The organism is Pseudomonas sp. WC2 (assembly GCF_050586545.1).
Taxonomy (GTDB): domain Bacteria; phylum Pseudomonadota; class Gammaproteobacteria; order Pseudomonadales; family Pseudomonadaceae; genus Aquipseudomonas.
Window position 1 is genome coordinate 68,890 of record NZ_JBOBDR010000004.1, and the last position, 20,695, is coordinate 89,584.

Annotated in this window: 17 protein-coding genes; 5 read left to right on the forward strand and 12 right to left on the reverse strand. The window is 60.4% G+C overall.

All coding sequences use genetic code 11. From position 1 onward, the window contains the following. Nucleotides 1–124: 124 nt before the first annotated feature. The 4 genes from pqqC to ACQ4OE_RS06000 are packed head-to-tail and all read left to right on the forward strand — an operon-like array spanning nt 125 to nt 4,046. A complete protein-coding gene (gene pqqC, locus ACQ4OE_RS05985) occupies nt 125–877 on the forward strand; it encodes a pyrroloquinoline-quinone synthase PqqC (RefSeq protein WP_008085171.1) in 753 nt (250 codons plus the stop codon). Continuing rightward, entirely contained in the window at nt 874–1,149 is a 276-nt protein-coding gene (gene pqqD, locus ACQ4OE_RS05990) for a pyrroloquinoline quinone biosynthesis peptide chaperone PqqD (RefSeq protein ID WP_007910068.1), read from the forward strand. Before pqqC ends, pqqD begins: the two co-directional genes overlap by 4 nt. Beyond that, nucleotides 1,121–2,281 (forward strand): pyrroloquinoline quinone biosynthesis protein PqqE, encoded by a 1,161-nt coding sequence (pqqE, locus tag ACQ4OE_RS05995; RefSeq protein ID WP_212544998.1) that lies wholly within the window; start codon nt 1,121–1,123, stop codon nt 2,279–2,281. Before pqqD ends, pqqE begins: the two co-directional genes overlap by 29 nt. Then, nucleotides 2,247–4,046 carry a S9 family peptidase gene (locus tag ACQ4OE_RS06000; protein WP_430946086.1) on the forward strand — a complete coding sequence of 600 codons (1,800 nt, stop codon included), beginning with the start codon at nt 2,247–2,249 and terminating at the stop codon, nt 4,044–4,046. Before pqqE ends, ACQ4OE_RS06000 begins: the two co-directional genes overlap by 35 nt. Nucleotides 4,047–4,179: 133 nt before the next feature. Here ACQ4OE_RS06000 and ACQ4OE_RS06005 read toward each other — a convergent pair whose 3' ends face one another. Together ACQ4OE_RS06005 and ACQ4OE_RS06010 are read right to left on the reverse strand one after the other, a co-directional pair. Beyond that, nucleotides 4,180–4,338, reverse strand: coding sequence for a YqaE/Pmp3 family membrane protein (locus ACQ4OE_RS06005; protein ID WP_003228885.1), 159 nt, complete (start codon nt 4,336–4,338; stop codon nt 4,180–4,182). 194 nt (nt 4,339–4,532) lie between these two features. Then, complete coding sequence (locus ACQ4OE_RS06010; RefSeq protein WP_430946087.1) at nt 4,533–5,816, reverse strand: aspartate aminotransferase family protein; 1,284 nt, start codon at nt 5,814–5,816, stop codon at nt 4,533–4,535. Nucleotides 5,817–5,985: 169 nt separating this feature from the next. Here ACQ4OE_RS06010 and ACQ4OE_RS06015 point away from each other — a divergent pair, with 169 nt between their 5' ends. Beyond that, nucleotides 5,986–6,900: a LysR family transcriptional regulator gene (locus ACQ4OE_RS06015; protein ID WP_122594795.1), complete on the forward strand. Its 915-nt coding sequence runs from the start codon at nt 5,986–5,988 to the stop codon at nt 6,898–6,900. Between the two features lie 227 nt (nt 6,901–7,127). On the opposite strand, the gene ACQ4OE_RS06020 is transcribed toward ACQ4OE_RS06015, so the two are convergent. The 10 genes from ACQ4OE_RS06020 to bioF form a co-directional block, all read right to left on the reverse strand. Next, complete coding sequence (locus ACQ4OE_RS06020) at nt 7,128–8,906, reverse strand: acyl-CoA dehydrogenase C-terminal domain-containing protein (protein ID WP_122594794.1); 1,779 nt, start codon at nt 8,904–8,906, stop codon at nt 7,128–7,130. Between the two features lie 140 nt (nt 8,907–9,046). Continuing rightward, a complete protein-coding gene (locus tag ACQ4OE_RS06025) occupies nt 9,047–10,843 on the reverse strand; it encodes an acyl-CoA dehydrogenase C-terminal domain-containing protein (RefSeq protein WP_430946088.1) in 1,797 nt (598 codons plus the stop codon). A 90-nt stretch (nt 10,844–10,933) separates the two neighbouring features. Further along, nucleotides 10,934–12,223 (reverse strand): GGDEF domain-containing protein, encoded by a 1,290-nt coding sequence (locus ACQ4OE_RS06030; protein ID WP_122594792.1) that lies wholly within the window; start codon nt 12,221–12,223, stop codon nt 10,934–10,936. A 198-nt stretch (nt 12,224–12,421) separates the two neighbouring features. Continuing rightward, nucleotides 12,422–14,524 carry a cytochrome-c peroxidase gene (locus ACQ4OE_RS06035; RefSeq protein ID WP_430946089.1) on the reverse strand — a complete coding sequence of 701 codons (2,103 nt, stop codon included), beginning with the start codon at nt 14,522–14,524 and terminating at the stop codon, nt 12,422–12,424. Nucleotides 14,525–14,797: 273 nt separating this feature from the next. Next, complete coding sequence (locus ACQ4OE_RS06040; RefSeq protein WP_430946090.1) at nt 14,798–16,603, reverse strand: phenylacyl-CoA dehydrogenase; 1,806 nt, start codon at nt 16,601–16,603, stop codon at nt 14,798–14,800. A gap of 275 nt (nt 16,604–16,878) precedes the next feature. Beyond that, nucleotides 16,879–17,175, reverse strand: coding sequence for a hypothetical protein (locus ACQ4OE_RS06045; RefSeq protein WP_007910046.1), 297 nt, complete (start codon nt 17,173–17,175; stop codon nt 16,879–16,881). Between the two features lie 108 nt (nt 17,176–17,283). Next, nucleotides 17,284–17,964, reverse strand: a complete 681-nt coding sequence (gene bioD / locus ACQ4OE_RS06050) for a dethiobiotin synthase (protein ID WP_122594788.1) — start codon at nt 17,962–17,964, stop codon at nt 17,284–17,286. Beyond that, on the reverse strand, nt 17,961–18,770 hold the full coding sequence (bioC, locus tag ACQ4OE_RS06055) for a malonyl-ACP O-methyltransferase BioC (RefSeq protein ID WP_430946091.1): 810 nt from the start codon (nt 18,768–18,770) through the stop codon (nt 17,961–17,963). Before bioC ends, bioD begins: the two co-directional genes overlap by 4 nt. Next, nucleotides 18,763–19,494 (reverse strand): alpha/beta fold hydrolase, encoded by a 732-nt coding sequence (locus ACQ4OE_RS06060; protein WP_430946092.1) that lies wholly within the window; start codon nt 19,492–19,494, stop codon nt 18,763–18,765. The genes bioC and ACQ4OE_RS06060 overlap by 8 nt, the downstream gene beginning before the upstream one ends. After that, a complete protein-coding gene (bioF, locus tag ACQ4OE_RS06065) occupies nt 19,487–20,665 on the reverse strand; it encodes an 8-amino-7-oxononanoate synthase (RefSeq protein WP_430946093.1) in 1,179 nt (392 codons plus the stop codon). The genes ACQ4OE_RS06060 and bioF overlap by 8 nt, the downstream gene beginning before the upstream one ends. Between the last annotated feature and the right edge of the window lie 30 nt (nt 20,666–20,695).

Below are 20,695 nucleotides of genomic sequence, written 5' to 3' on the forward strand. Positions count from 1 at the left end.
CGCGGCCCTTCGCGAGCAGGCTCGCTCCCACATTGGAATGCGATCTACCTGTGGGAGCGAGCCTGCTCGCGAAGAGGCCAGAGTAACCAGAAAAGATTCTAGGGTTGTTCCCCGGAGAACAAATATGACTGACACGCCAATGTCCCCCACCGAATTCGAAGCCGCCCTGCGCGCCAAAGGCGCCTACTACCACATCTACCACCCGTATCACGTGGCGATGTATGAAGGCCGCGCCACCCGCGAGCAGATTCAGGGTTGGGTCGCCAACCGCTTCTACTATCAGGTGAACATCCCCCTGAAAGACGCGGCGATCCTCGCTAATTGTCCCGACCGGGAAATCCGCCGCGAGTGGATTCAGCGCCTGCTCGACCACGACGGCGCCCCGGGCGAGGATGGCGGTATCGAAGCGTGGTTGCGTCTGGGCCAAGCGGTCGGCCTCGACCCGGACCAATTGCGTTCTCAAGAACTGGTTCTACCGGGCGTACGTTTCGCCGTCGACGCCTACGTCAACTTTGCCCGCCGCGCCAGTTGGCAGGAAGCCGCCAGCAGTTCGCTGACCGAACTGTTCGCCCCGCAGATCCACCAGTCGCGCCTCGACAGTTGGCCGCAGCATTACCCGTGGATCGACCCGGCCGGTTACGAATACTTCCGCACCCGCCTCGGTCAGGCCCGGCGTGATGTCGAGCATGGTCTGGCGATCACGCTCGAGCACTACAAGACGCGCGAAGGCCAGGAGCGCATGCTGGAAATTCTCCAGTTCAAACTGGACATTCTTTGGAGCATGCTCGATGCCATGAGCATGGCCTACGAACTGAACCGCCCGCCGTATCACAGCGTGACCGAACAACGGGTCTGGCATAAAGGAATCACCTTATGAGTTTCGACCGCAGCAAAGTCCCGACCTGGCGTCCCGGCTACCGCTTCCAGTACGAACCGGCGCAAAAAGGTCACGTGCTGCTTTACCCCGAAGGCATGATCAAACTCAACGACAGCGCCGCGCTGATCGGCGGTTTGATCGACGGCGAACGCGACGTTGCGGCGATCATTGCCAAACTCGATGAGCAGTTCCCCGGCGTGCCTGAGCTCGGTGATGACATCGAGCAATTCATGGAGGTTGCCCGTGCACAGCACTGGATCGAACTTGCCTGATCTGCCGGCCAAGCCTGAAATCGGCCTGCCGCTGTGGCTGCTCGCCGAGCTGACCTACCGCTGCCCGCTGCAATGCCCGTACTGCTCCAATCCGCTGGATTTCGCCGAGCAGGGCAAAGAGCTGAGCACAGAACAATGGATCAAGGTGTTTCGCGAGGCGCGGGAGATGGGCGCTGCGCAACTGGGCTTTTCCGGTGGCGAGCCGCTGGTGCGTCAGGATCTCGCCGAGCTGATTCATGAAGCGCGGCAGTTGGGTTTCTACACCAACCTGATTACCTCCGGCATTGGCCTCACCGAGCAGAAAATCAGCGACTTCAAGAAGGCCGGGCTCGATCACATCCAGATCAGTTTTCAGGCCAGCGATGAGCAAGTGAACAACCTGCTCGCCGGCTCGAAAAAGGCTTTCGCGCAGAAGCTGGAAATGGCTCGCGCGGTGAAGGCCCACGGCTATCCGATGGTGCTGAACTTCGTCACCCATCGGCACAACATCGACAAGATCGACCGCATCATCGAGCTGTGCATCGCGCTGGAAGCCGACTTCGTCGAGCTCGCCACTTGCCAGTTCTATGGTTGGGCGCAGCTCAATCGTGTCGGCCTGTTGCCGACCAAAGAGCAACTGGTGCGCGCCGAACGCATCACCAACGAATACCGGGCGAAGCTGGAAGCCGAAGGGCATCCGTGCAAGCTGATTTTCGTCACCCCTGATTACTACGAAGAACGCCCGAAAGCCTGCATGAACGGTTGGGGTAGCATCTTTCTCACGGTCACTCCAGACGGCACCGCCCTGCCCTGCCATGGCGCCCGACAGATGCCGGTACAATTTCCCAATGTGCGCGATCACAGCATGCAGCACATCTGGTACGACTCGTTCGGCTTCAACCGCTTCCGCGGCTACGACTGGATGCCCGAGCCGTGCCGCTCCTGCGACGAGAAAGAAAAAGACTTCGGCGGCTGCCGCTGCCAGGCGTTCATGCTCACCGGTGATGCGAGCAATGCCGACCCGGTGTGCAGCAAATCCGAACACCACGGCGTGATTCTCAAGGCCCGCGAAGAAGCCGAGACCGCCACTCAAACCATCGAACAACTGGCCTTCCGCAATGAACGAAACTCACGCCTCATCGCCAAGGGCTGAGCCTTTCAGCGCCTCGCAAGCCGTCGCAGCCGGGACGGATTTCGCCGAATTGCAGCTCGGCGCCAACGGGTTGTTCTGGAATGAATACCGACCGGAAGACGCCGCGTGCCGGATCTGGCATTGGCGCGATGGCGTGGCGAAATGTCTGACGCCGAATGGCTTCAGCGTGCGCAGTCGCGTGTACGAATACGGCGGTGGCGCGTTTTGTCTGACGCCGGATGGCGTGGTTTTCGTGGCTGAGGCCGATCAGCAGTTGTATCGGCAATCGCTGGATGGCGAACCCCAGGCGCTGACCTCGGGGGATTGTCGCTATGGCGATCTGCACTTCGCCGATGGCCGGGTGTTGGCCGTCGAGGAACAGCTGGATCAACATCGGCTGGTGGCGATTGATCTGGCGGATGGCGCGCGGCATGTGCTGGCCGAAGGGGCGGATTTCTACGCGGCGCCGACCCTCAGCCCGGATCGGCAGCGTTTGGCGTGGATCGAGTGGAGCCGCCCTCATCAGCCATGGACTTCAACGCGATTGATGGTGGCTGACGGTGATTATTCCGCGCCCCGTTGCGTGGCGGGTGAGCAGATTGAGGAGTCGATTCAACAACCGCGATTCGATGCCGAAGGTCGTTTGTATTGCCTGACTGATCGCGGTGGTTTTTGGCAGCCGTGGGTTGAAACGATCGATGGCTTGAAACCGATGCCCGCTGCGCAGGCCGATCATGCGCCCGCGCCGTGGCAACTCGGCGGCTGCACCTGGTTGCCTGTTGAAGATGCCTTTTTAGCCAGTTGGAGCGAAAGTGGTTTTGGCCGTTTGGCCCTCGGCGACGAAGACCTCACTGGCGATTACAGCCGCTTCCGTCACCTGGCACTGGATGAGCAGAACATCTATTGCATCGCCGCTTCGCCGATCAGTCCTTCGGCGGTCATCGCGATTGATCGAACCAGCCGCGAAGTGAAGGTTCTCGCCGGTGGCGTCGCGCCCCTGCGCGCCGAACGTATCAGTCGTCCGCAAACCCTGCGTTATCCGAGCGGAATGGGCGAGGCTCACGGTTTCTTTTATCCGTCCATGGGTGGCGAACCAAAACCGCCGTTGGTGGTGTTCATCCACGGCGGCCCGACATCGGCCTGCTACCCGATGCTCGACCCGCGCATCCAGTACTGGACGCAACGCGGCTTTGCCGTCGCCGATCTCAACTATCGCGGCAGCAGCGGCTACGGTCGCAAATATCGCCAGGCGTTGCATTTGAGTTGGGGCGAGGTGGATGTCGAGGATGCATGCGCCGTCGTCGCGCATCTTGCCGAACAAGGCTTGATCGACGGCCAACGGGCGTTCATTCGTGGCGGCAGCGCGGGCGGCTACACAACATTATGTGCACTGGCGTTCAAACAGGTTTTCCGTGCGGGCGCCAGCCTTTACGGCGTCAGCGATCCGGTGGCGTTGGCTCGAGCGACGCACAAGTTCGAAGGGGATTATCTGGACTGGCTGATCGGTGACCCCGAGCAAGACGCCGAACGCTACGCCGCCCGCACGCCGTTGCTGCACGCGAGCAACATCCGCGTACCGGTGATCTTCTTTCAGGGTGAACTGGATGCTGTGGTGATCCCGCAACAAACCCGCGACATGGTCACGGCGCTGGAGCAGAACGGCATTGAGGTCGAGGCCCACTACTACCCCGACGAACGCCACGGCTTCCGCCGCGCGGCCAATCAGGCGCATGCGTTGGAGCAGGAGTGGAAGTTTTATCGGCGGGTGATGGGATTAGCGGACTGATCACCGCGCCACATTCAAAACCGAGTTGCCCCATTCGCGGGCAGGCTCGCTCCCACACTGGATCTGTGTTGTTCACAATTCCCTGGTGGGAGCGAGCCCGCTCGCGAAAGCTATCGACTTGGCGCCGCAGTACTCAGCGCTTGGCGATGATATACACCGCATGCACGATCCCCGGAATATAACCGCACAACGTCAGCAGAATGTTCAACCAGAACGCCCCGCCAAACCCGACCTGCAGAAACACGCCCAGTGGTGGCAACAGAATAGCGATGATGATGCGAATGAAATCCATGGGGCAGCTCCTGTATGGGGGTTGGCTCACTTGAGCCATACAAGCTAATCGACCCGCGCCGTTCGTCAGGGTTCAGTGCAACTGCCATTTGATCGCCACCACCCTACAAAAAAACGCCCCACGCCAAAAGAATCAGGCGTGGGGCGTGCGTTATACCGCGAGACGGTTCTGGAAATCGGGTAGGAAACTTCAGCTCAGACGGCAATCCCTTTGCGGCATTGCAGTTGTGCGGTGCGCACTCGCGAGAAAGCACGACCCAGGCGCAGGAGCATCTCGTCGATGTTGGCTTTGCTGACGGTGAGGGCGGGGGTGAAGCGCAGGCAATTGGCTTGCGGAGCATTGAGCAGCAGGCTTTCGTGCAGGGCGGCGTGGACCACGGCATCGGCGGAATCGTCTGACAGAGTCAGTCCGTAAAACAGGCCTTGACCGCGCAGTTCGCCATGGTCGTAACGGTGCGCCAATCGTGCCAAACCTTCGCGCAAATGCTGGCCGTTGTCGTTGACCTGCTGAAGAAAGCTGCGATCGTGGACGTTGTCCAGCACCACCAATCCCGCCGCTGTCATCAGTGCATTGCCGTGATGCGTGCCGCCCAGTTCACCCGCGTCGAAACAACATGCCTTGCCCCGCGCCAGCAGCGCCGCCAACGGCACGCCGCCGCCCAGCCCTTTGCCGAGCACGACGATATCCGCGCGCACGCCGTAGGACTGTTCCGCGAGCAAGGTGCCACAGCGGCCGATACCGGTTTGTACTTCGTCGAGGATCAACAGGATGCCCAGTTCTCGGCACAGTCGCTCGACACCTTTGAGGTAATGCTCGGTCGCCGGCACAACACCGGCGTCGCTCTGAATCGGTTCAAGCATGATCGCCACAGTCTGCGCGTCGACCGCCGCGTGCAGCGCCGGCAAGTCGTTGAACGGCACAAGATCGAAACCCGGCAGCAACGGCGCGAAACGGTTGTGCAGGTTGCAGCTGTCCGAGGCGGAAATCGTCGCCAGACTGCGACCATGACAACCCTGCTTCGCGACGATAATGCGCGAGGCGCCGCCGCGATGCAGTTGGCCCCACTTGCGCGCCAGTTTGATCGCCGCTTCACAGGCTTCGCTGCCACTGTTGAGCAGGTAAGCCTGATCGCTGGAGGTGGCGGCGCACAGCCGCTCGGCGAGGCTGAGCATGCCGCGATTGTGCAGATTGAAACCGGGATTGATCAGCGCCTGCGCCTGGCTGCTGATGGCTTTGACCAAAGCCGAAGGGCTGTGGCCGAGGCTGTTGGCGCCGCCGGCCTGGGAAAAGTCCAGGTAGGCGCGGTCGTTGCTGTCCCACAGCCACGAACCCTGCCCCCGAACGAACACCTGTTGCGGCCGTTCAACGCTGGGCATCAGGCGCTCAGTGCTGAGCTTTTCTCTGTTGTCAGAAGGGCTGGCCTCGAGAGCGAGGTCATCAAGACTCGGCGTTTGGCGCCGCAAACTGAATAGATTCATTGAAAAACACCTCGTTTGAGGTGTTTTGAACTGCCTATGCAAACACTGTCGAAGCGAACGCTATTCATCGCGCTTTCTGGCCCTGTAAGCCTTGTGAATGCGGTTAGACTAGGCTCACTGACGGCTTCGGGCCATTTCGATTTCCCAGCATTTTCGATAAGCATTACTTATGGATTTTAAACAACTGCGTTATTTCGTCGCGGTCTACGAAGAAGGCCATGTCGGACGGGCGGCGGAACGCCTGTCGATCTCGCAACCGGCCCTGTCGCAGCAGATTCGTCACCTCGAACAGAACCTCGACGTCACGCTGTTCGAGCGCAGCAGTAAACGCCTGCTGCCGACCCTCGCCGCACATACGTTGTACAACCACGCGTTGCCGCTGCTTGATGGTCTGCAACGGGCGCGCGAGGCGCTGGGTAACTTCAAGGGCCAGGCCTTGCGCACACTGGCCATCGGCGTGCTGCAAACGGTGCACACCAGTCTGGTGCCGCAAATGCTTGAACGCGTACGCAAAGCGCAGCCGCATCTGGTGGTGCAGATTTATGAATTGACCGGGCTGGAGATCGAGCGCCGCCTGCTCAACGGTTCGCTGGATATCGGCATCAGTTATCTACCGCCGCGCCAACCGGGCCTGCATGGCGTGATGCTCTACGAAGATGAACTGACGCTGGTGATTCCAGCGGATCATCCATTGCGCGAATTCAAGAAAGTTTCGATGCGCCAGGCCGCGGAACTGCCGATGTTGCTGTTGGGCGAAGAGTTTCAGATCCGCCAGATCTGGCAGGCGCAACTGACCGCGCTCGGGCGACGTCCGCAAGTGCAGGCCGAGCTGAACAATATGGTGGGTATTCTCGACAGTCTGCCGCACACCAAATTGGCAACGGTGCTGCCCGGGCGTTCGCAGAAGGAATACGACGATCAGGATCTGCTGTGGAAACCGCTGAGCGAACCACGGGTGCCGTTGAAGGTTGGGTTGGTCTGTCGCGATGTGCAACGCCAGCAGGCGCCTCTGGCGCTGTTGCAGACATTGCTGGAAGAAGTGATGGAGCGTGAGATGAAGCCAACGCTTGATCCGCTGGCCTGAGCACTTTTCTGCAGGCAAAAGAAAACCCCGCCGAAGCGGGGCTTTGCAGACTGTTTCCCTGACATCCATTTCACTCCGCCACCCTGGCAGAATCCTACGTGTCCGTGTTGTTGCTTTGCGCTTCCTGCGCGACGTCCATGAAATGTAGATTAGCCGTGGATCCAATCCACGCATATGGGAGAACAGCAGCACGTCATGTAAGAGAATGCTTACATGACGTCATCGCATCAGAATTGCGCCGCATCCAGCAGGAACAACGACTCGCTACCGGCCTTGACCGACGCGCTCAACGAGTGAATGCGCGGCAGCAAACGGGCGAAATAGAACCGCGCGGTGCCGAGCTTGCTGGCGTAGAAATCATCCTGCGCTTCCTTGCCCAGCGAAGCCTTGGCCATCAGTGCCCACATGTAGGCATAGGCCGTGTATCCGAACGCTTGCAAATATTCGACCGAGGCCGCGCCGATTTCGTTCGGATTGTTTTTCGCCCGATCCAGCAGCCACGCGGTCAGTTCGTCGAGGGTGTCGACGGCATCGTTCAACGGCTTGGTGAATTCGCCCAGATCGGCACTGGCGGTTGCGGTGAAATGGCGGATCTCGTCGGCGAACAGTTGGTAGAACGCGCCACCGCTGCCGACGATCTTGCGACCCACCAGATCCAACGCCTGAATGCCGTTGGTGCCTTCGTAGATCTGCGTGATGCGCACGTCACGCACCAGTTGCTCCTGGCCCCACTCGCGGATGTAGCCGTGGCCGCCGAAAATCTGCTGGCCGTGCACGGTGGTTTCCAGACCCAGATCGGTGAGGAATGCCTTGGCCACCGGCGTCAGCAGTGCAACCAGATCTTCCGCACGCTTGCGGGTGGTGGCGTCTTCGCTGAACTTGGCGGTGTCGAGTTGCATCGCCACGTAGGTGGAGAATGCACGGCCGCCCTCGTTCGAGGCTTTCATGGTCAGCAGCATGCGCCGCACGTCCGGGTGGACGATGATCGGGTCAGCGACTTTGTCTTTGTTCTGCGCGCCGGTCGGCGAACGGCTTTGCAGACGGTCGCGGGCATATTCAACGGCGTTCTGATACGAACGCTCGCCGGTCGCCAGGCCTTGAATACCAACACCGAGACGCTCGTAGTTCATCATGGTGAACATCGCGTTGAGGCCTTTGTTCGGCTCGCCGACCAGATAACCCACGGCGTCGTCGAAGTTCATCACACAGGTCGCGGAGGCCTGGATGCCCATCTTGTGTTCGATCGAACCGCAGTTCGCCGGGTTGCGCGCGCCGAGGCTGCCGTCGGCATTGACCATGAATTTCGGCACGAGGAACAGCGAGATGCCTTTCGGACCGGCAGGCGCGTCCGGCAGCTTGGCCAGCACCAGGTGAATGATGTTTTCGGTGAGGTCGTGTTCGCCACCGGTGATGAAGATCTTGGTGCCGCTGACCTTGTAGGAACCGTCGGCCTGAGGCTCGGCTTTTGTACGAATAATCCCCAGGTCGGTGCCGGCGTGCGGCTCGGTCAGACACATCGAACCGGCCCAGACGCCGGCGTACATGTTCGGCAGATATGCGGCTTTCAGCTCTTCGCTGGCGTGGGCGTTGATCGACAGGCAGGCGCCGGCGGTGAGCATCGGGTACAGACCGAAGGACAGGCTGGCGGAGTTGACCATTTCTTCGACCTGCGCCGACACGGCTTTGGGCATGCCCATGCCGCCGTATTGCGGATCACCGCCAACGCCGACCCAGCCGCCTTCGGCATAAGTCTGATAAGCCTGTGGAAAACCGGCCGGAGTGGTGACGGCGCCGTCCGCCCAGTGGCAACCTTCTTCGTCAGCAGCGCGGCTCAGCGGTGCGATGCTTTTGCTGGTGACCTTGCCGGCCTCTTCGAGAATGGCTTCAACGGTTTCCGCGTCGACGGTCTCGGCCAGCGCTGGCAGTTCAGCCCAGAGTTTGGCGACCTCGAACACTTCATTGAGGACGAAGCGCATATCGCGCAGCGGCGCTTTGTAGTCAGCCATGGCAAACCTCGCAAGATCTAAACAGGTGATTCGTGGAATGATGTTTTCGTTGATCCGGAGTGTACCTCAACAACTTTTGCGACACATAGGGTCAACCGGTGACTGATTTGTTATTTCTAGTCACCGGAAAAAGATCTGCCCTACAACGCAAACAACTCCGCCGGCAACTTCATCAAACAATCACTCCCCGCCTCAATCGCCACCCGATGCGCCGCCGTGCGCGGCAACAAGCGCTTGAAGTAAAACTCGCACGTCGCCAATTTGCCCCGCAGATAATCCGCCTCGCCCTCGCCCGCCTCCAGTTGCGCCTGCGCCACCAGCGCCATGCGCAACCACAGATACCCAAGAATGATGTAACCGCTGTACATCAGGTAATCCACCGACGCCGCGCCCACCTCATCCGGGTTCTTCATGGCCGCCATGCCGACCTTCATGGTCAGCTCGCCCCACTGCTGATTCAGCTCGTTGAGCTGCGCAACGAAACTGCCCAACTGCGCATGCTCGGCATTGGCCGCGCAGAACTTGTGGACGATTTTGGTAAACCCGCGCAGCAACTTGCCCTGACTGCCCAACACCTTGCGCCCCAGCAGATCCAGCGCCTGAATGCCGTTGGTGCCTTCGTAAATCGGCGCAATCCGACAATCGCGCACCAGCTGCTCCATGCCCCATTCACGAATAAAGCCGTGGCCGCCAAACACCTGCATGCCGTGGTTGGTCACTTCCAACCCGGTGTCGGTCATGAATGCCTTGCAGATCGGCGTGAGGAACGCCAACAGGTCTTCGGCCTCCTGACGCGCCTCGGCATCGCCGCTCAGGTGTGCGACATCGAGCATCTGCGCAGTGAAGTAGGTCAGCGCGCGATTGCCTTCGTTGAAGGCTTTCATGGTCAGCAACATGCGCCGCACGTCGGGGTGAACGATGATCGGATCGGCGGCTTTGTCCGGGGCTTTGGCGCCGGTCAGTGAGCGCATCTGCAAGCGGTCGTTGGCGTATTTGATTGCGCCTTGGAAGCTTGCCTCACCCAGACACAAACCCTGCATGCCGGTGCCGAGCCGGGCGTGGTTCATCATGGTGAACATGCAGTTGAGGCCCTTGTTCGGCTCCCCGATCAAGTAGCCCTTGGCGCCGTCGAAGTTGAGCACGCAGGTGGCCGAAGCCTTGATGCCCATCTTGTGTTCGATCGAACCGCAGGTAACACCGTTGCGTTCGCCCGCTTCGCCCGCCGTGTCCGGCAAGAACTTCGGCACGATAAACAGCGAAATGCCTTTGGTCCCGGCCGGCGCATCCGGCAACTTGGCCAATACCAGGTGGATGATGTTGTCACTCAGGTCGTGCTCGCCGGCGGAGATGAAAATCTTGCTGCCGGTAACCGCATAACTGCCGTCAGCCTGGGGCACGGCGCGGGTCTTGATGATGCCCAGATCAGTGCCGCAATGGGCTTCAGTCAGGCACATGGTGCCGGTCCATTGCCCGGCGGTGAGTTTGCTCAGGTAGGTTTCTTTCTGCTCGGCGGTGCCGTGGGCGTGGATCGCCGACATCGCGCCGTGGGTCAAGCCCGGGTACATACCCCAGGACGTGTTGCTGGAGCCGACCATTTCGCTGATCACCAAACCCAGCGAACTCGGCAGGCCTTGGCCGCCGTAGATCGGATCCGCCGCCAGACCGTGCCAGCCACCCTCGACGTATCGTGCGAAAGCCTGCTTGAAGCCTGTAGGCGTTGTCACCACGCCATTGTCGAAATGGCAGCCCTCTTCGTCACCGCTGCGATTGAGCGGCGCTAGAACGTTCTCACAGAACTTCGCACCCTCTTCGAGGATCGCGTTGATCATGTCCGGGCTGGCGTCATCGGCACCGAGGGCGGCGTAGTTGGCGTGGAAGTCGAAGACGTGGTCGATCAGAAAGCGCATGTCGCGCAGCGGGGCTTTGTACTCAGGCATGGTGGCTTCTCCGTCAGCAGATCACTCCAACCTACTGCTGGCCACCACGCCTCACAATCATTGTGCAGACGCTGAATGCGCCGTCATCACTCAACCCGCAGCGGTGTCCATGCGCACCGCGCCACGGCGGTTCTGGCCGAACGCGACGACGCAGTTTCGCCCTGCGCCCTTGGCGCTGTAGAGCGCCTCGTCGGCGGACTTCAGGACTTGCTCCGGGTTACGCTGCTCCACTCGCTCGGCGACGCCAATACTGACCGTGACCGAAACGCTGGAGGCACCGGAACCGGCACGACGCTGACGACCTTGCTGGTCGTCCTGCGGGCGGTTTTCCTGATTGCGCAGTTGAATGTTGTAGGACGCAATCGACTCGCGGATCACCTCAAGATGGGGCATGCATTCCTCAAGGGTTTTGCCTGCAAACACCAGGGCGAATTCCTCACCGCCATAGCGATATGCCCTACCGCCACCGCTGATTTTCGACAGCTTGCTGGCGACTAATCGCAGCACCTGATCGCCGACGTCATGGCCGTGGGTGTCGTTGAATTTCTTGAAATGGTCGACGTCACTCATCGCCAGCACATAGTTGCGACCGAGGCGCTGCATGCGTTCGTTGAGTGCGCGTCGGCCCGGCAGACCGGTGAGCTCGTCGCGGAAGGCCATTTGATAAGCCTCATGCGCCACGGCGGCGGCAATCATCAACATCACCTGGCTGCACATGATGTTCAGGGTGAACGGCAGGATGAAGGTTTTCGGCAGCATCCAGAACACGCCGAGCAAACCAACCAATTGCGCCGCGTGCAGCGGGCGCGGGTTGCGCCAGTATTGCCAGGCAAGCAGCAGGAACGCCGAGATGAACACCGGGTATGACATCTGAATCAGGCTCATCCATGCGCCGTGCAACGCCGGCCAGCGGATCTCGGACAGCCACATCAGCAATGCCTGGGGATAACTTTGTTCAAGCCCCAACGCCACGCTGCCGAAGATCAGTAGCACGGCGAAACGCGCCACCATGTCCTGGAACAGGTGCGTGCGCTCCTGCCATGCAGCGAACAGCCCGAACAACAGCGGCAGCAGCAGACACACGAGGTGGAAGACCACCGCAGCGTCTTCGCGCACTTTGCCGTTGTCGCGGTAATAATCGGTCTGGGTGTCGAGCAGAAAGTAGGCGATGTACACCGTGAGCATCAGAAACAGTTCGCGCTGGCGTCGGTAAACCGCGCAATAAGCGCCGCCCAGCAGCAGCACCAGCGTTGGCAACACGTTGAACAGCGAAGTGAAGAACACGTTGAGGTCTTTGACGTACGCAGCCGCCAACCCCGCGAGCAACAACAGCAGTGAAGGTAGGAAATGACTGAAACGTACAGCGGAAGAACGCGGCAAGGGTAAAGCTCCGACCCGTCATGGCAAAGAGATGGCATTGTGCCTGCAATGCATGCAGTTAAGCACACACAATGTGATCCAGATCACACGCAGTCTCTTTAACGGCAGAAAGCCTGACTATCTGAGCGATTTGCCAAGTTTTTTGCCTGATCCACGGCACTGGCCACCATGACTGATGGCCAGACGCGGAAATGGTCCTCAAAGATCGTTGTAGAAAGGCAGTAGTGGCCCCTCCGCAGCACTGCGTCCCTCGGCGCCATAAGGCTTGAGATTGAGCGAAGCATCCGCCGCTTGCCGTGTCGTGACCTTCGGGCTGGCCGGGCGTTGGGTCACCGCATTTTCATCGCCGACATGGCCCTGTGGGATCACCAGCGATGGATGATCGAACGGTGCCCGCTCCCAGGCCACGCGCGGATCGGTGAGGCCGACTTCCATGAATTTCACCAGTGCATCAATCTCATCGGGCGTCAGGTTGAGGTTGGTCATGTCCGGATCGAGGTTGGAGGTGTTGTGCTGATTCACCGCCGGGTGCTCGAAGCCGCTGGTGTTGTTGGCGTCCTCGCCACGCCGGTCGCCACCACGGTTGTAAAACTCCATCACCTGCTTGAGCGTCGCGCGGCTGCCATTGTGGAAGTACGGCCCGGTCAGGGCGATGTTGCGCAAGGTTGGCGTCTTGAAGGCGCCATCGACCGAGTCACGGAAGTTGACGTTGGGTTTGAGCGTCGCATCGCACGGAATCGCAGCACTGAGCGGCGCTTCAAAGGTGCAGACGTCGACGTCCAGCGGATCGGGGATGCTGCCGCCCTGCAACAGCTTGTTGTACTGACGGCTGAACGACCAAGGGTTGCCCCAGGCATCCGAACCACCGAGGGCCAGATCTTCGGACGTCGGGCGCACCCCGGTGTTGTAGAAACCGTTGTCGTAGAGGGTGGTGAGGTTGTCAGCCATGACCATGCGCTCGATGCGTTCACGCGGGTGCATCAACAAGCGGCTGGCAGCGTTGGTCATTTCCGGTCCGCCGTGGCAATTGACGCATTTGCCTTTGCCGAGAAACAGGTTCATGCCTTGGACCTGCTGCGCGTTCATCGCAGTTGAATCGCCCTGCAGATAGGCATCGATTGGCGCCTGATCTGAGACGAGTGTGGCTTCGTACATTTGAATCGCCAGCCCGAAGAACAAGGGGAAATTGGCTTCCATCTGCGTATACGGCGCGCCACCCACCAACACGTTTTGCGTGGCGTTCCACAGACGAGGCTGGAAGGCGTTCTTGATCAGTTCGCGATAGGTCGGACGCCGCGCGCCGGAGACCGAGGCGAGCACCGAGTCATTGGAAGAAATCCGCTGTTGCTTGAGCATCAATTGATCGAGCATGCGCCGGCCAATGTCGGCAAAGGTGCGACCGCCGCAGGACATTTCCACGGCGCTGCCGGGCGGACCGACCGCTTGCGATGCGGCGGAAGCGTCGTTGAGCGCCAGGCGAACTTTGCTCGCCACGGTGCTGCGCTCGGCGGTCACGTAGATCCCTGCATCGGGATCGCGATTGCCGAACGGCGAGAATCCGTTGAAAACGTTATTCGCGCGGCCATCCCAGAAGTTGCGCACGTTGAACGCAGCGTTGATCACCGACGGCGCGTTGCGCCCGGTGCTGCGACGGACGTTGATGCCGCCGACCTGGAAAATGCCGTCCGGTTGCTGGGTGCACTTGTCGAAACGCGGCTGGTTGGGTTTGACGAAATTGGCGTCGAAGACACCCTGGGAGCCGACCACGTCGTCGCTCGAATAGACGATCGGCGAGTTGCGCTCCAGTGGGTTGCTCAGCACATGCGTCGGGAAGTCGGTTTTCTTCAGCGTGTAGTTCGGCCCGCCCTTGCCGCCGGAAAGCGTCGCATAGGACGCCACGTCACCGGGAATATCCGAGGCGATGAAAGGCTTGTTGAAGATCGAGGCGACGTTGGCGTTGGTGTGCGCCTGGCCGGGGTTGAGTTGGTTGGCGATGCGATGATCGACGCCAGCGTGGTAATGGCAGGACGCGCACGCAGTGGCGCCATCACTGCCGACTTCCATGTCCCAGAACAACGCCTTGCCCAGCAGGATTGCGGCGGAGCGATTGAGCACGTAGTCGGTCATCAGATCGACTTTGCGCCCGCCCTCGGTTCCGGAAGGATCGGGCGGAACCATGCCGCGCAACGATTGCAGGCTGGGCACTTCCGCAACCGGCGGGTCCACTTCGGCGGGCGTCGCGGCCATCGCGCCAGAGGCGGCAAGTGCAAGGGCTAACCAGACGAGTCGGCAGATGTTCATGTGCTTCACCCTGACGGTTGTTGTTATGCGTTGTGCCGGGCGAGAGGGGTCGTGGAACGGGACAGGTTTTCTCGTGAGCGCCGGTTAATCTGCGCAGTGCAATTAATTGGCCATGCTTTCGAGAAACATTTTGAATCAATAAACGCGAGGGCTGCACGCTGTCAGCTCACCGTTTCTGCTGGGGAATCGCTCCCAGAGTTGGGGACAAATCCAACGCAAAAAAAACCGCTGCCCCCGAAGGAGCAGCGGTTTTTCAAGAGACCGCGTTAAGGCTTAGTAGCCCAGTGCGAAGTCTTCTTCTTTCATGTCCATCAGGTTGTTGGCGCCCGACAGCATGGTGGCCACGTGCGTACGGGTACGCGGCAGGATGCGCTGGAAGTAGAAGCGCGCGGTTTGCAGCTTGGCGGTGTAGAACGCCGCGTCGCCGCTGCCTTCTGCCAGTTTCTCGGCTGCCACGCGAGCCATGTCGGCCCAGAAGTAAGCCAGGCAGGCATAACCGGAGTACATCAGATAGTCCACGGAAGCCGCGCCGACTTCTTCGCGATCTTTCATGGCGGCCATACCGACCTTCATGGTCAGCTCGCCCCACTCTTTGTTGATCGCTGCCAGCGGTGCGACGAACTCTTGAACAGCTTCGTTGCCTTCGTTGTTCTGGCAGAACTTGTGGACGATCTTGGTGAAGCCTTTCAGAGCCTCGCCTTGCGTCATCAGCACTTTACGGCCCAGCAGGTCGAGTGCCTGGATCCCGGTGGTGCCTTCGTACAGCATCGAAATGCGGCTGTCGCGAACGTTCTGCTCCATGCCCCACTCGGCGATGAAGCCGTGGCCGCCGTAGATTTGCACGCCGTGGTTAGCGGATTCGAAACCGACTTCGGTCATGAACGCTTTGGCGATCGGCGTCATGAAGGCCAACAGTGCGTCGGCTTTCTTTTTCTCTTCTTCATCGACGCCGTATTTGACGATGTCGACCTGCTTGGCCGTGAAGTACACCATCGCACGGTTGCCTTCGGCGAATGCCTTCATGGTCAACAGCATGCGGCGAACGTCAGGGTGCACGATGATCGGGTCAGCGGCTTTTTCCGGCGCTTTCGGGCCAGTCAGGGAGCGCATTTGCAGACGATCGCGAGCGTATTTCAGACCACCCTGGAAACCGATTTCGGCGTGGGCCAGACCTTGCAGCGCGGTACCCAGACGAGCGGTGTTCATAAAGGTGAACATGCAGTTCAGGCCTTTGTTCGCCGGGCCGATCAGGTAACCGGTGGCGCCGTCGAAGTTCATCACGCAGGTGGCGTTGCCGTGGATGCCCATCTTGTGTTCCAGCGAACCGCAGGTGACTGCGTTGCGCTCACCGACGGTGCCATCAGCGTTCGGCATGAACTTCGGAACGATGAACAGCGAGATGCCTTTGGTGCCAGCCGGTGCGTCCGGCAGGCGGGCCAGCACGATGTGGACGATGTTGTCGGCCATGTCGTGTTCACCGGCCGAGATGAAGATCTTGGTGCCGGACACTTTATAGGAGCCGTCAGCCTGAGGTTCGGCCTTGGTGCGCAGCATGCCCAGGTCGGTGCCGCAGTGCGGTTCGGTCAGGCACATCGTGCCGGTCCATTCGCCGGAAACCAGTTTGGTCAGATAGGCTTCTTGCTGCTCAGGAGTACCGTGCTCGGAGATGGTGTTCATCGCGCCATGCGACAGGCCCGGGTACATGCCCCACGACCAGTTGGCTTCGCCCACCATTTCGCTGACTGCCAGACCCAGCGACTCCGGCAGGCCTTGACCGCCGTGCTCGACGTCGTGCGCCAGGCTTGGCCAGCCGCCTTCAACGAATTGCTTGTAAGCCTCTTTGAAGCCGGTCGGGGTTTTCACACCGGACTCGCTCCAGGTGCAACCTTCGAGGTCGCCCACGCGGTTCAGCGGTGCCAGTACCTGCTCACAAAACTTGGCGCCTTCTTCGAGAATGGCGTCAACCATGTCCGGAGTTGCGTCTGCGCAAGCCGGAAGGCTCTGATAGTGCGCTTCGTAGCCGAGCAGCTCGTCACGAACGAAGCGAATATCACGCAAGGGGGCCTTGTAGTCAGGCATAGCGATAAACCTCTGCTGATGTAACCGGGAATGAACGACCGCGTTGATTTGTTGTGACGGTCAAACAGTTGTTTGAAACATACGTTTACGCCGAAACCTTGTCAAGCGTCGATCTTTTGCCGTTCGTCATCAGATTTCTCAAACGCCGGACACTGCAAAACCACCATAAACTCGAGCGAGTCACGGGTGCTGAAAAAAGATTAGTTGAGGGAGAAGGACTTACGACGCAAAACGCCGCGACAGTGCGCGGCGTTCAATGGGCAGCAGACAAATTATCAGGCAAACGTATCGATGATCGTACCGAGCACTTCATCGGAAGCCTTGGCGACCTTCACACCCAGCTCAGCCTGGATCTTGCCTTGGGACATCTCGACCATATTGCTGGCCAGATCCGATTGCTGGGCACGATCCACACCGCGCAGACGATCAACCTGAACTTCGGACGACTGGCTGGTCACCGAGCGTTCAATCGTATTGTTGGCGATCTGGCTGGCAGCCTGATCGACGCGATTCTGTCCGCTCTGAATCGAGCTCAGGCCCGCATAAAAAGCTGTGTTTCCGGAGATTTCCATGACGGCTCTCATCCTTGGGAAGGATCAATGGCTGCCATTGAAGCAGAGGCGCCAGAAAAACACCCGTCAAAAACACTAATGGCACAGTGCCTGCCCATAGAGAAAAGCTTAGTCGAGCAGATCCAGTTGCAAATGATCGGCCACCGCCTCTGCGCTCATAGCCTTGAGTTTAGGCACGCGGCCAAGACACGGCGCCGGAATCCGCTCGGCCAATGTGGCGAGGTTTTCTTCCAACCGCGAAGTCTTCGGATCGATGATGTTCGCCACCCACCCCGCTAATTGCAGGCCATCGCGGGCAATCGCCTCGGCCGTCAGCAACGCATGACTGATACAACCCAGGCGCACGCCCACCACCAGAATCACCGGCAGCTTCAACGCAATCGCCAGGTCAGACAAATTGTCCTGATCCGCCAATGGCACCCGCCAGCCACCCGCGCCTTCAATCAGGGTGAAATCGGCATTCATCGCCAGAATCTCGCGCATTGGCGCCAGCAACGATTGCACCGTCAACGCCACACCCGCCTCGCGCGCCGCCAGATGCGGAGCGATGGCCGGCTCGAATGCCACCGGATTGACCTGTTGATACGTCAGCGGCAACGAACACTCGGCCAACAGCGCCAGCGCGTCCGAGTTGCGCAACCCCTTGGGCGTGACGTCGCACCCCGACGCCACCGGTTTGCCCGCCGCCGTGCTCAACCCCGCCGACCGCGCCGCGTGCAGCAGCCCGGCGGCTACGGTGGTCTTACCGACATCGGTGTCGGTTCCGGTGATGAAATAGGCTGCGCTCATACGGGTTTCTCCAACACGGCGTAGACCACCTGATAAGTTGCCGGCAATCCCGACGCCTGACGGAACTGCTCGTAAGCTTCAACCAGCCCGAGAATCCGCGCCCGCCCGGTCAAACCGCCCGGGCGACCCGGATTGAGATTGTGCGCACCCAAGGCTTTCAATTCGTGGGTCAAACTGCGCACATCCGGGTAATGCAGCACATGCGCCTGGTTCTCCAGACTCAGCGTGCGCAAACCACTCGCGCCACACAGTTGCTGATACCGGGCGAACTCGCGGAAGCGGTTGACGTGCACCAGCCCATCGACCTGCCGCCAACTGTCGCGCAACTCAAACAACGTCCCTACACAAAGACTAGCAAACGCAAAGATGCCGCCCGGTTTCAATACGCGAAACGCTTCGTTGAGCACTGCCTCGAAATCCGCACACCACTGCACCGCGAGGCTGGAAAAAATCAGCTCGCAAGTCGAATCCTGCAACGGCAACCGTTCCGCATCACCGGCAATGAAATGCTCGGCGCCGCCCAATGGCCGCGCGTGATTGAGCATGCCCTCGGCGATGTCCAGCGCCAGCCCATGGCCCTCGACAAATTGCGAAGCCAACGCGCGGGTGAAATAGCCGGTGCCACACCCCAGATCCAGCCAGCGCGCCGGCACAAAATCCGTCGGCAAGCGCTGCAACAACTGTGTACCGACATCGCGTTGCAACTCGGCGACACTGTCGTAGCTGGCCGCCGCGCGAGAAAAAGACGCCGCGACCTGACGCTTGTCAGGCAAGCCGCCAGGCAGCACTAGAGACAAATCAGTCATCACCGCACTCGTGTAAAAAAGCCTGGATCGCACCCGCCAGTCCGTGGGGGTCCTCCAGAAGAAACGCATGACTGGCCTGTTCGATCAGACCAATTTCGATATCCGGCAACAGAGCGAACAACTCTCCCGCTGCTTCCGCCGGCACCAGACCGTCCTGCCCGCCGAACAGATGCAACTGCGGCCCGCGAAACGCCTGCAACGCGTCGCGGGTGTCGATCTGCGCGAGCAGTTCCAGCCCGGCCATCAAGGTCGTCGGCGCGGTATTCGGTGCGCCGCCGAGCAGCAGTCGCGACAAGCCGCGCGGGTCTTGCGCGCCTTGAGCACACAGCAGCGAGAACCGTTTCAGAGTCGTGCGCGGGTCGGCCTGGCAACCGGCGAGAAACGCGTCGAACGTCTCACCCGCCATCGCATTCGGCCATTGCTCATGGGCAACAAAAGAAGGATTGCTCGCCAGCGTCAGCAATCCGCAGCAACGCTCGCCACGCCGCGCCGCCAATTCGGAGGCGAGCATGCCACCCAGCGACCAGCCACCGAGCCACACGTCCTGAGGAACGCGTTCATCAAGTTCGTCGAGCCAGTCTTGCAGGTCGCTGGAATCGAGCTCCGGCAATGGCTCGATTTCGACATTCAGATGCTCATCGAGCCCGTGCAACGCCGCCGCCAGAGGCTCCATCGGCGAAATACCGAGGCCCCAGCCGGGCAGCAGAATCAGGCGATTACGCATGGCTTGGCTCCGACGTCAGTTGGGCAAAGCAATCGGCCAGTCCTTCTAACAATAGCTGCACCTGCGCCTCACTGTGCGCGGCGGTCAGCGTCACGCGCAAGCGCGCACTGCCAGCAGGCACGGTTGGCGGACGAATCGCAGTGACCATCAGCCCGCGTTCGCGCAACATCTGCGACAAGCGCACCGCGCGCCTGGCATCGCCAATCATGATCGGCTGGATCGGCGTGAAGCTATCCATCAACGCCAGGCCGATCTGCTCGGCGCCACGACGGAACTGGCGAATCAGCGTTTGCAGATGCTCGCGGCGCCAGTGTTCAGTGCGCAGCAGCTCAAGACTTTTCAGCGTCGCGCAGGCCAGCGCCGGCGGTTGGCTGGTGGTGTAAATGTACGGGCGGGCAAACTGGATCAGGCTTTCGATCAGCTCCTCGCTGCCCGCGACGAAAGCGCCAGCGGTGCCGAAGGCTTTGCCGAGAGTGCCGACCAGCACCGGCACATCCTCCTGACTCAACCCGAAATGCTCGACGATGCCGCCGCCATTCGCACCGAGCGGGCCGAAACCGTGCGCATCATCGACCATCAACCACGCGCCTTTGGCCTTGGCTTCGCGGGCCAGCGCCGGCAAGTCAGCGAGGTCGCCGTCCATGCTGAACACGCCGTCGGTGACCACCAGTGTATTGCCGGTAGCTTTCTCCAGGCGCTTGGCCAGGCTTTCGGCGTCGTTGTGCAGATAGCGATTGAAACGCGCGCCGGACAGCAGCCCGGCATCGAGCAACGAAGCGTGATTGAGGCGATCTTCCAGCACCGTATCGCCCTGCCCCACCAGCGCAGTGACCGCACCGAGATTGGCCATGTAACCGGTGGTGAACAGCAGCGCACGTGGGCGGCCAGTGAGATCGGCCAATGCCTCTTCGAGGGCGTGATGCGGGCCGCTGTGGCCGATCACCAAGTGCGACGCGCCGCCACCGACACCCCAGCGTTCGGCACCCGCGCGCCAGGCTTCGATCACTTGCGGGTGATTGGCGAGGCCGAGGTAATCGTTGTTGCAGAACGCAAGCAACGGTTGGCCATCGACCACCACTTCAGGTCCCTGCGGGGATTCGAGCAGCGGACGTAGGCGATAGAGGTTTTCGGCACGACGGGCAGCAAGGCGTGCGGCGAGATCGAAAGACATGCAGGCCTCGACTTTCAAGTGACACAGATT

Coding starts and splice junctions, on each gene's coding strand:
- pqqC (WP_008085171.1), top strand. CDS start 125: ATGACTGACACGCCAATGTCCCCCACCGAATTCGAAGCCGCCCTGCGC.
- pqqD (WP_007910068.1), top strand. CDS start 874: ATGAGTTTCGACCGCAGCAAAGTCCCGACCTGGCGTCCCGGCTACCGC.
- ACQ4OE_RS06000 (WP_430946086.1), top strand. CDS start 2,247: ATGAACGAAACTCACGCCTCATCGCCAAGGGCTGAGCCTTTCAGCGCC.
- ACQ4OE_RS06005 (WP_003228885.1), bottom strand. CDS start 4,338: ATGGATTTCATTCGCATCATCATCGCTATTCTGTTGCCACCACTGGGC.
- ACQ4OE_RS06010 (WP_430946087.1), bottom strand. CDS start 5,816: ATGAATCTATTCAGTTTGCGGCGCCAAACGCCGAGTCTTGATGACCTC.
- ACQ4OE_RS06015 (WP_122594795.1), top strand. CDS start 5,986: ATGGATTTTAAACAACTGCGTTATTTCGTCGCGGTCTACGAAGAAGGC.
- ACQ4OE_RS06020 (WP_122594794.1), bottom strand. CDS start 8,906: ATGGCTGACTACAAAGCGCCGCTGCGCGATATGCGCTTCGTCCTCAAT.
- ACQ4OE_RS06025 (WP_430946088.1), bottom strand. CDS start 10,843: ATGCCTGAGTACAAAGCCCCGCTGCGCGACATGCGCTTTCTGATCGAC.
- ACQ4OE_RS06035 (WP_430946089.1), bottom strand. CDS start 14,524: ATGAACATCTGCCGACTCGTCTGGTTAGCCCTTGCACTTGCCGCCTCT.
- ACQ4OE_RS06040 (WP_430946090.1), bottom strand. CDS start 16,603: ATGCCTGACTACAAGGCCCCCTTGCGTGATATTCGCTTCGTTCGTGAC.
- ACQ4OE_RS06045 (WP_007910046.1), bottom strand. CDS start 17,175: ATGGAAATCTCCGGAAACACAGCTTTTTATGCGGGCCTGAGCTCGATT.
- bioD (WP_122594788.1), bottom strand. CDS start 17,964: ATGAGCGCAGCCTATTTCATCACCGGAACCGACACCGATGTCGGTAAG.
- bioC (WP_430946091.1), bottom strand. CDS start 18,770: ATGACTGATTTGTCTCTAGTGCTGCCTGGCGGCTTGCCTGACAAGCGT.
- ACQ4OE_RS06060 (WP_430946092.1), bottom strand. CDS start 19,494: ATGCGTAATCGCCTGATTCTGCTGCCCGGCTGGGGCCTCGGTATTTCG.
- bioF (WP_430946093.1), bottom strand. CDS start 20,665: ATGTCTTTCGATCTCGCCGCACGCCTTGCTGCCCGTCGTGCCGAAAAC.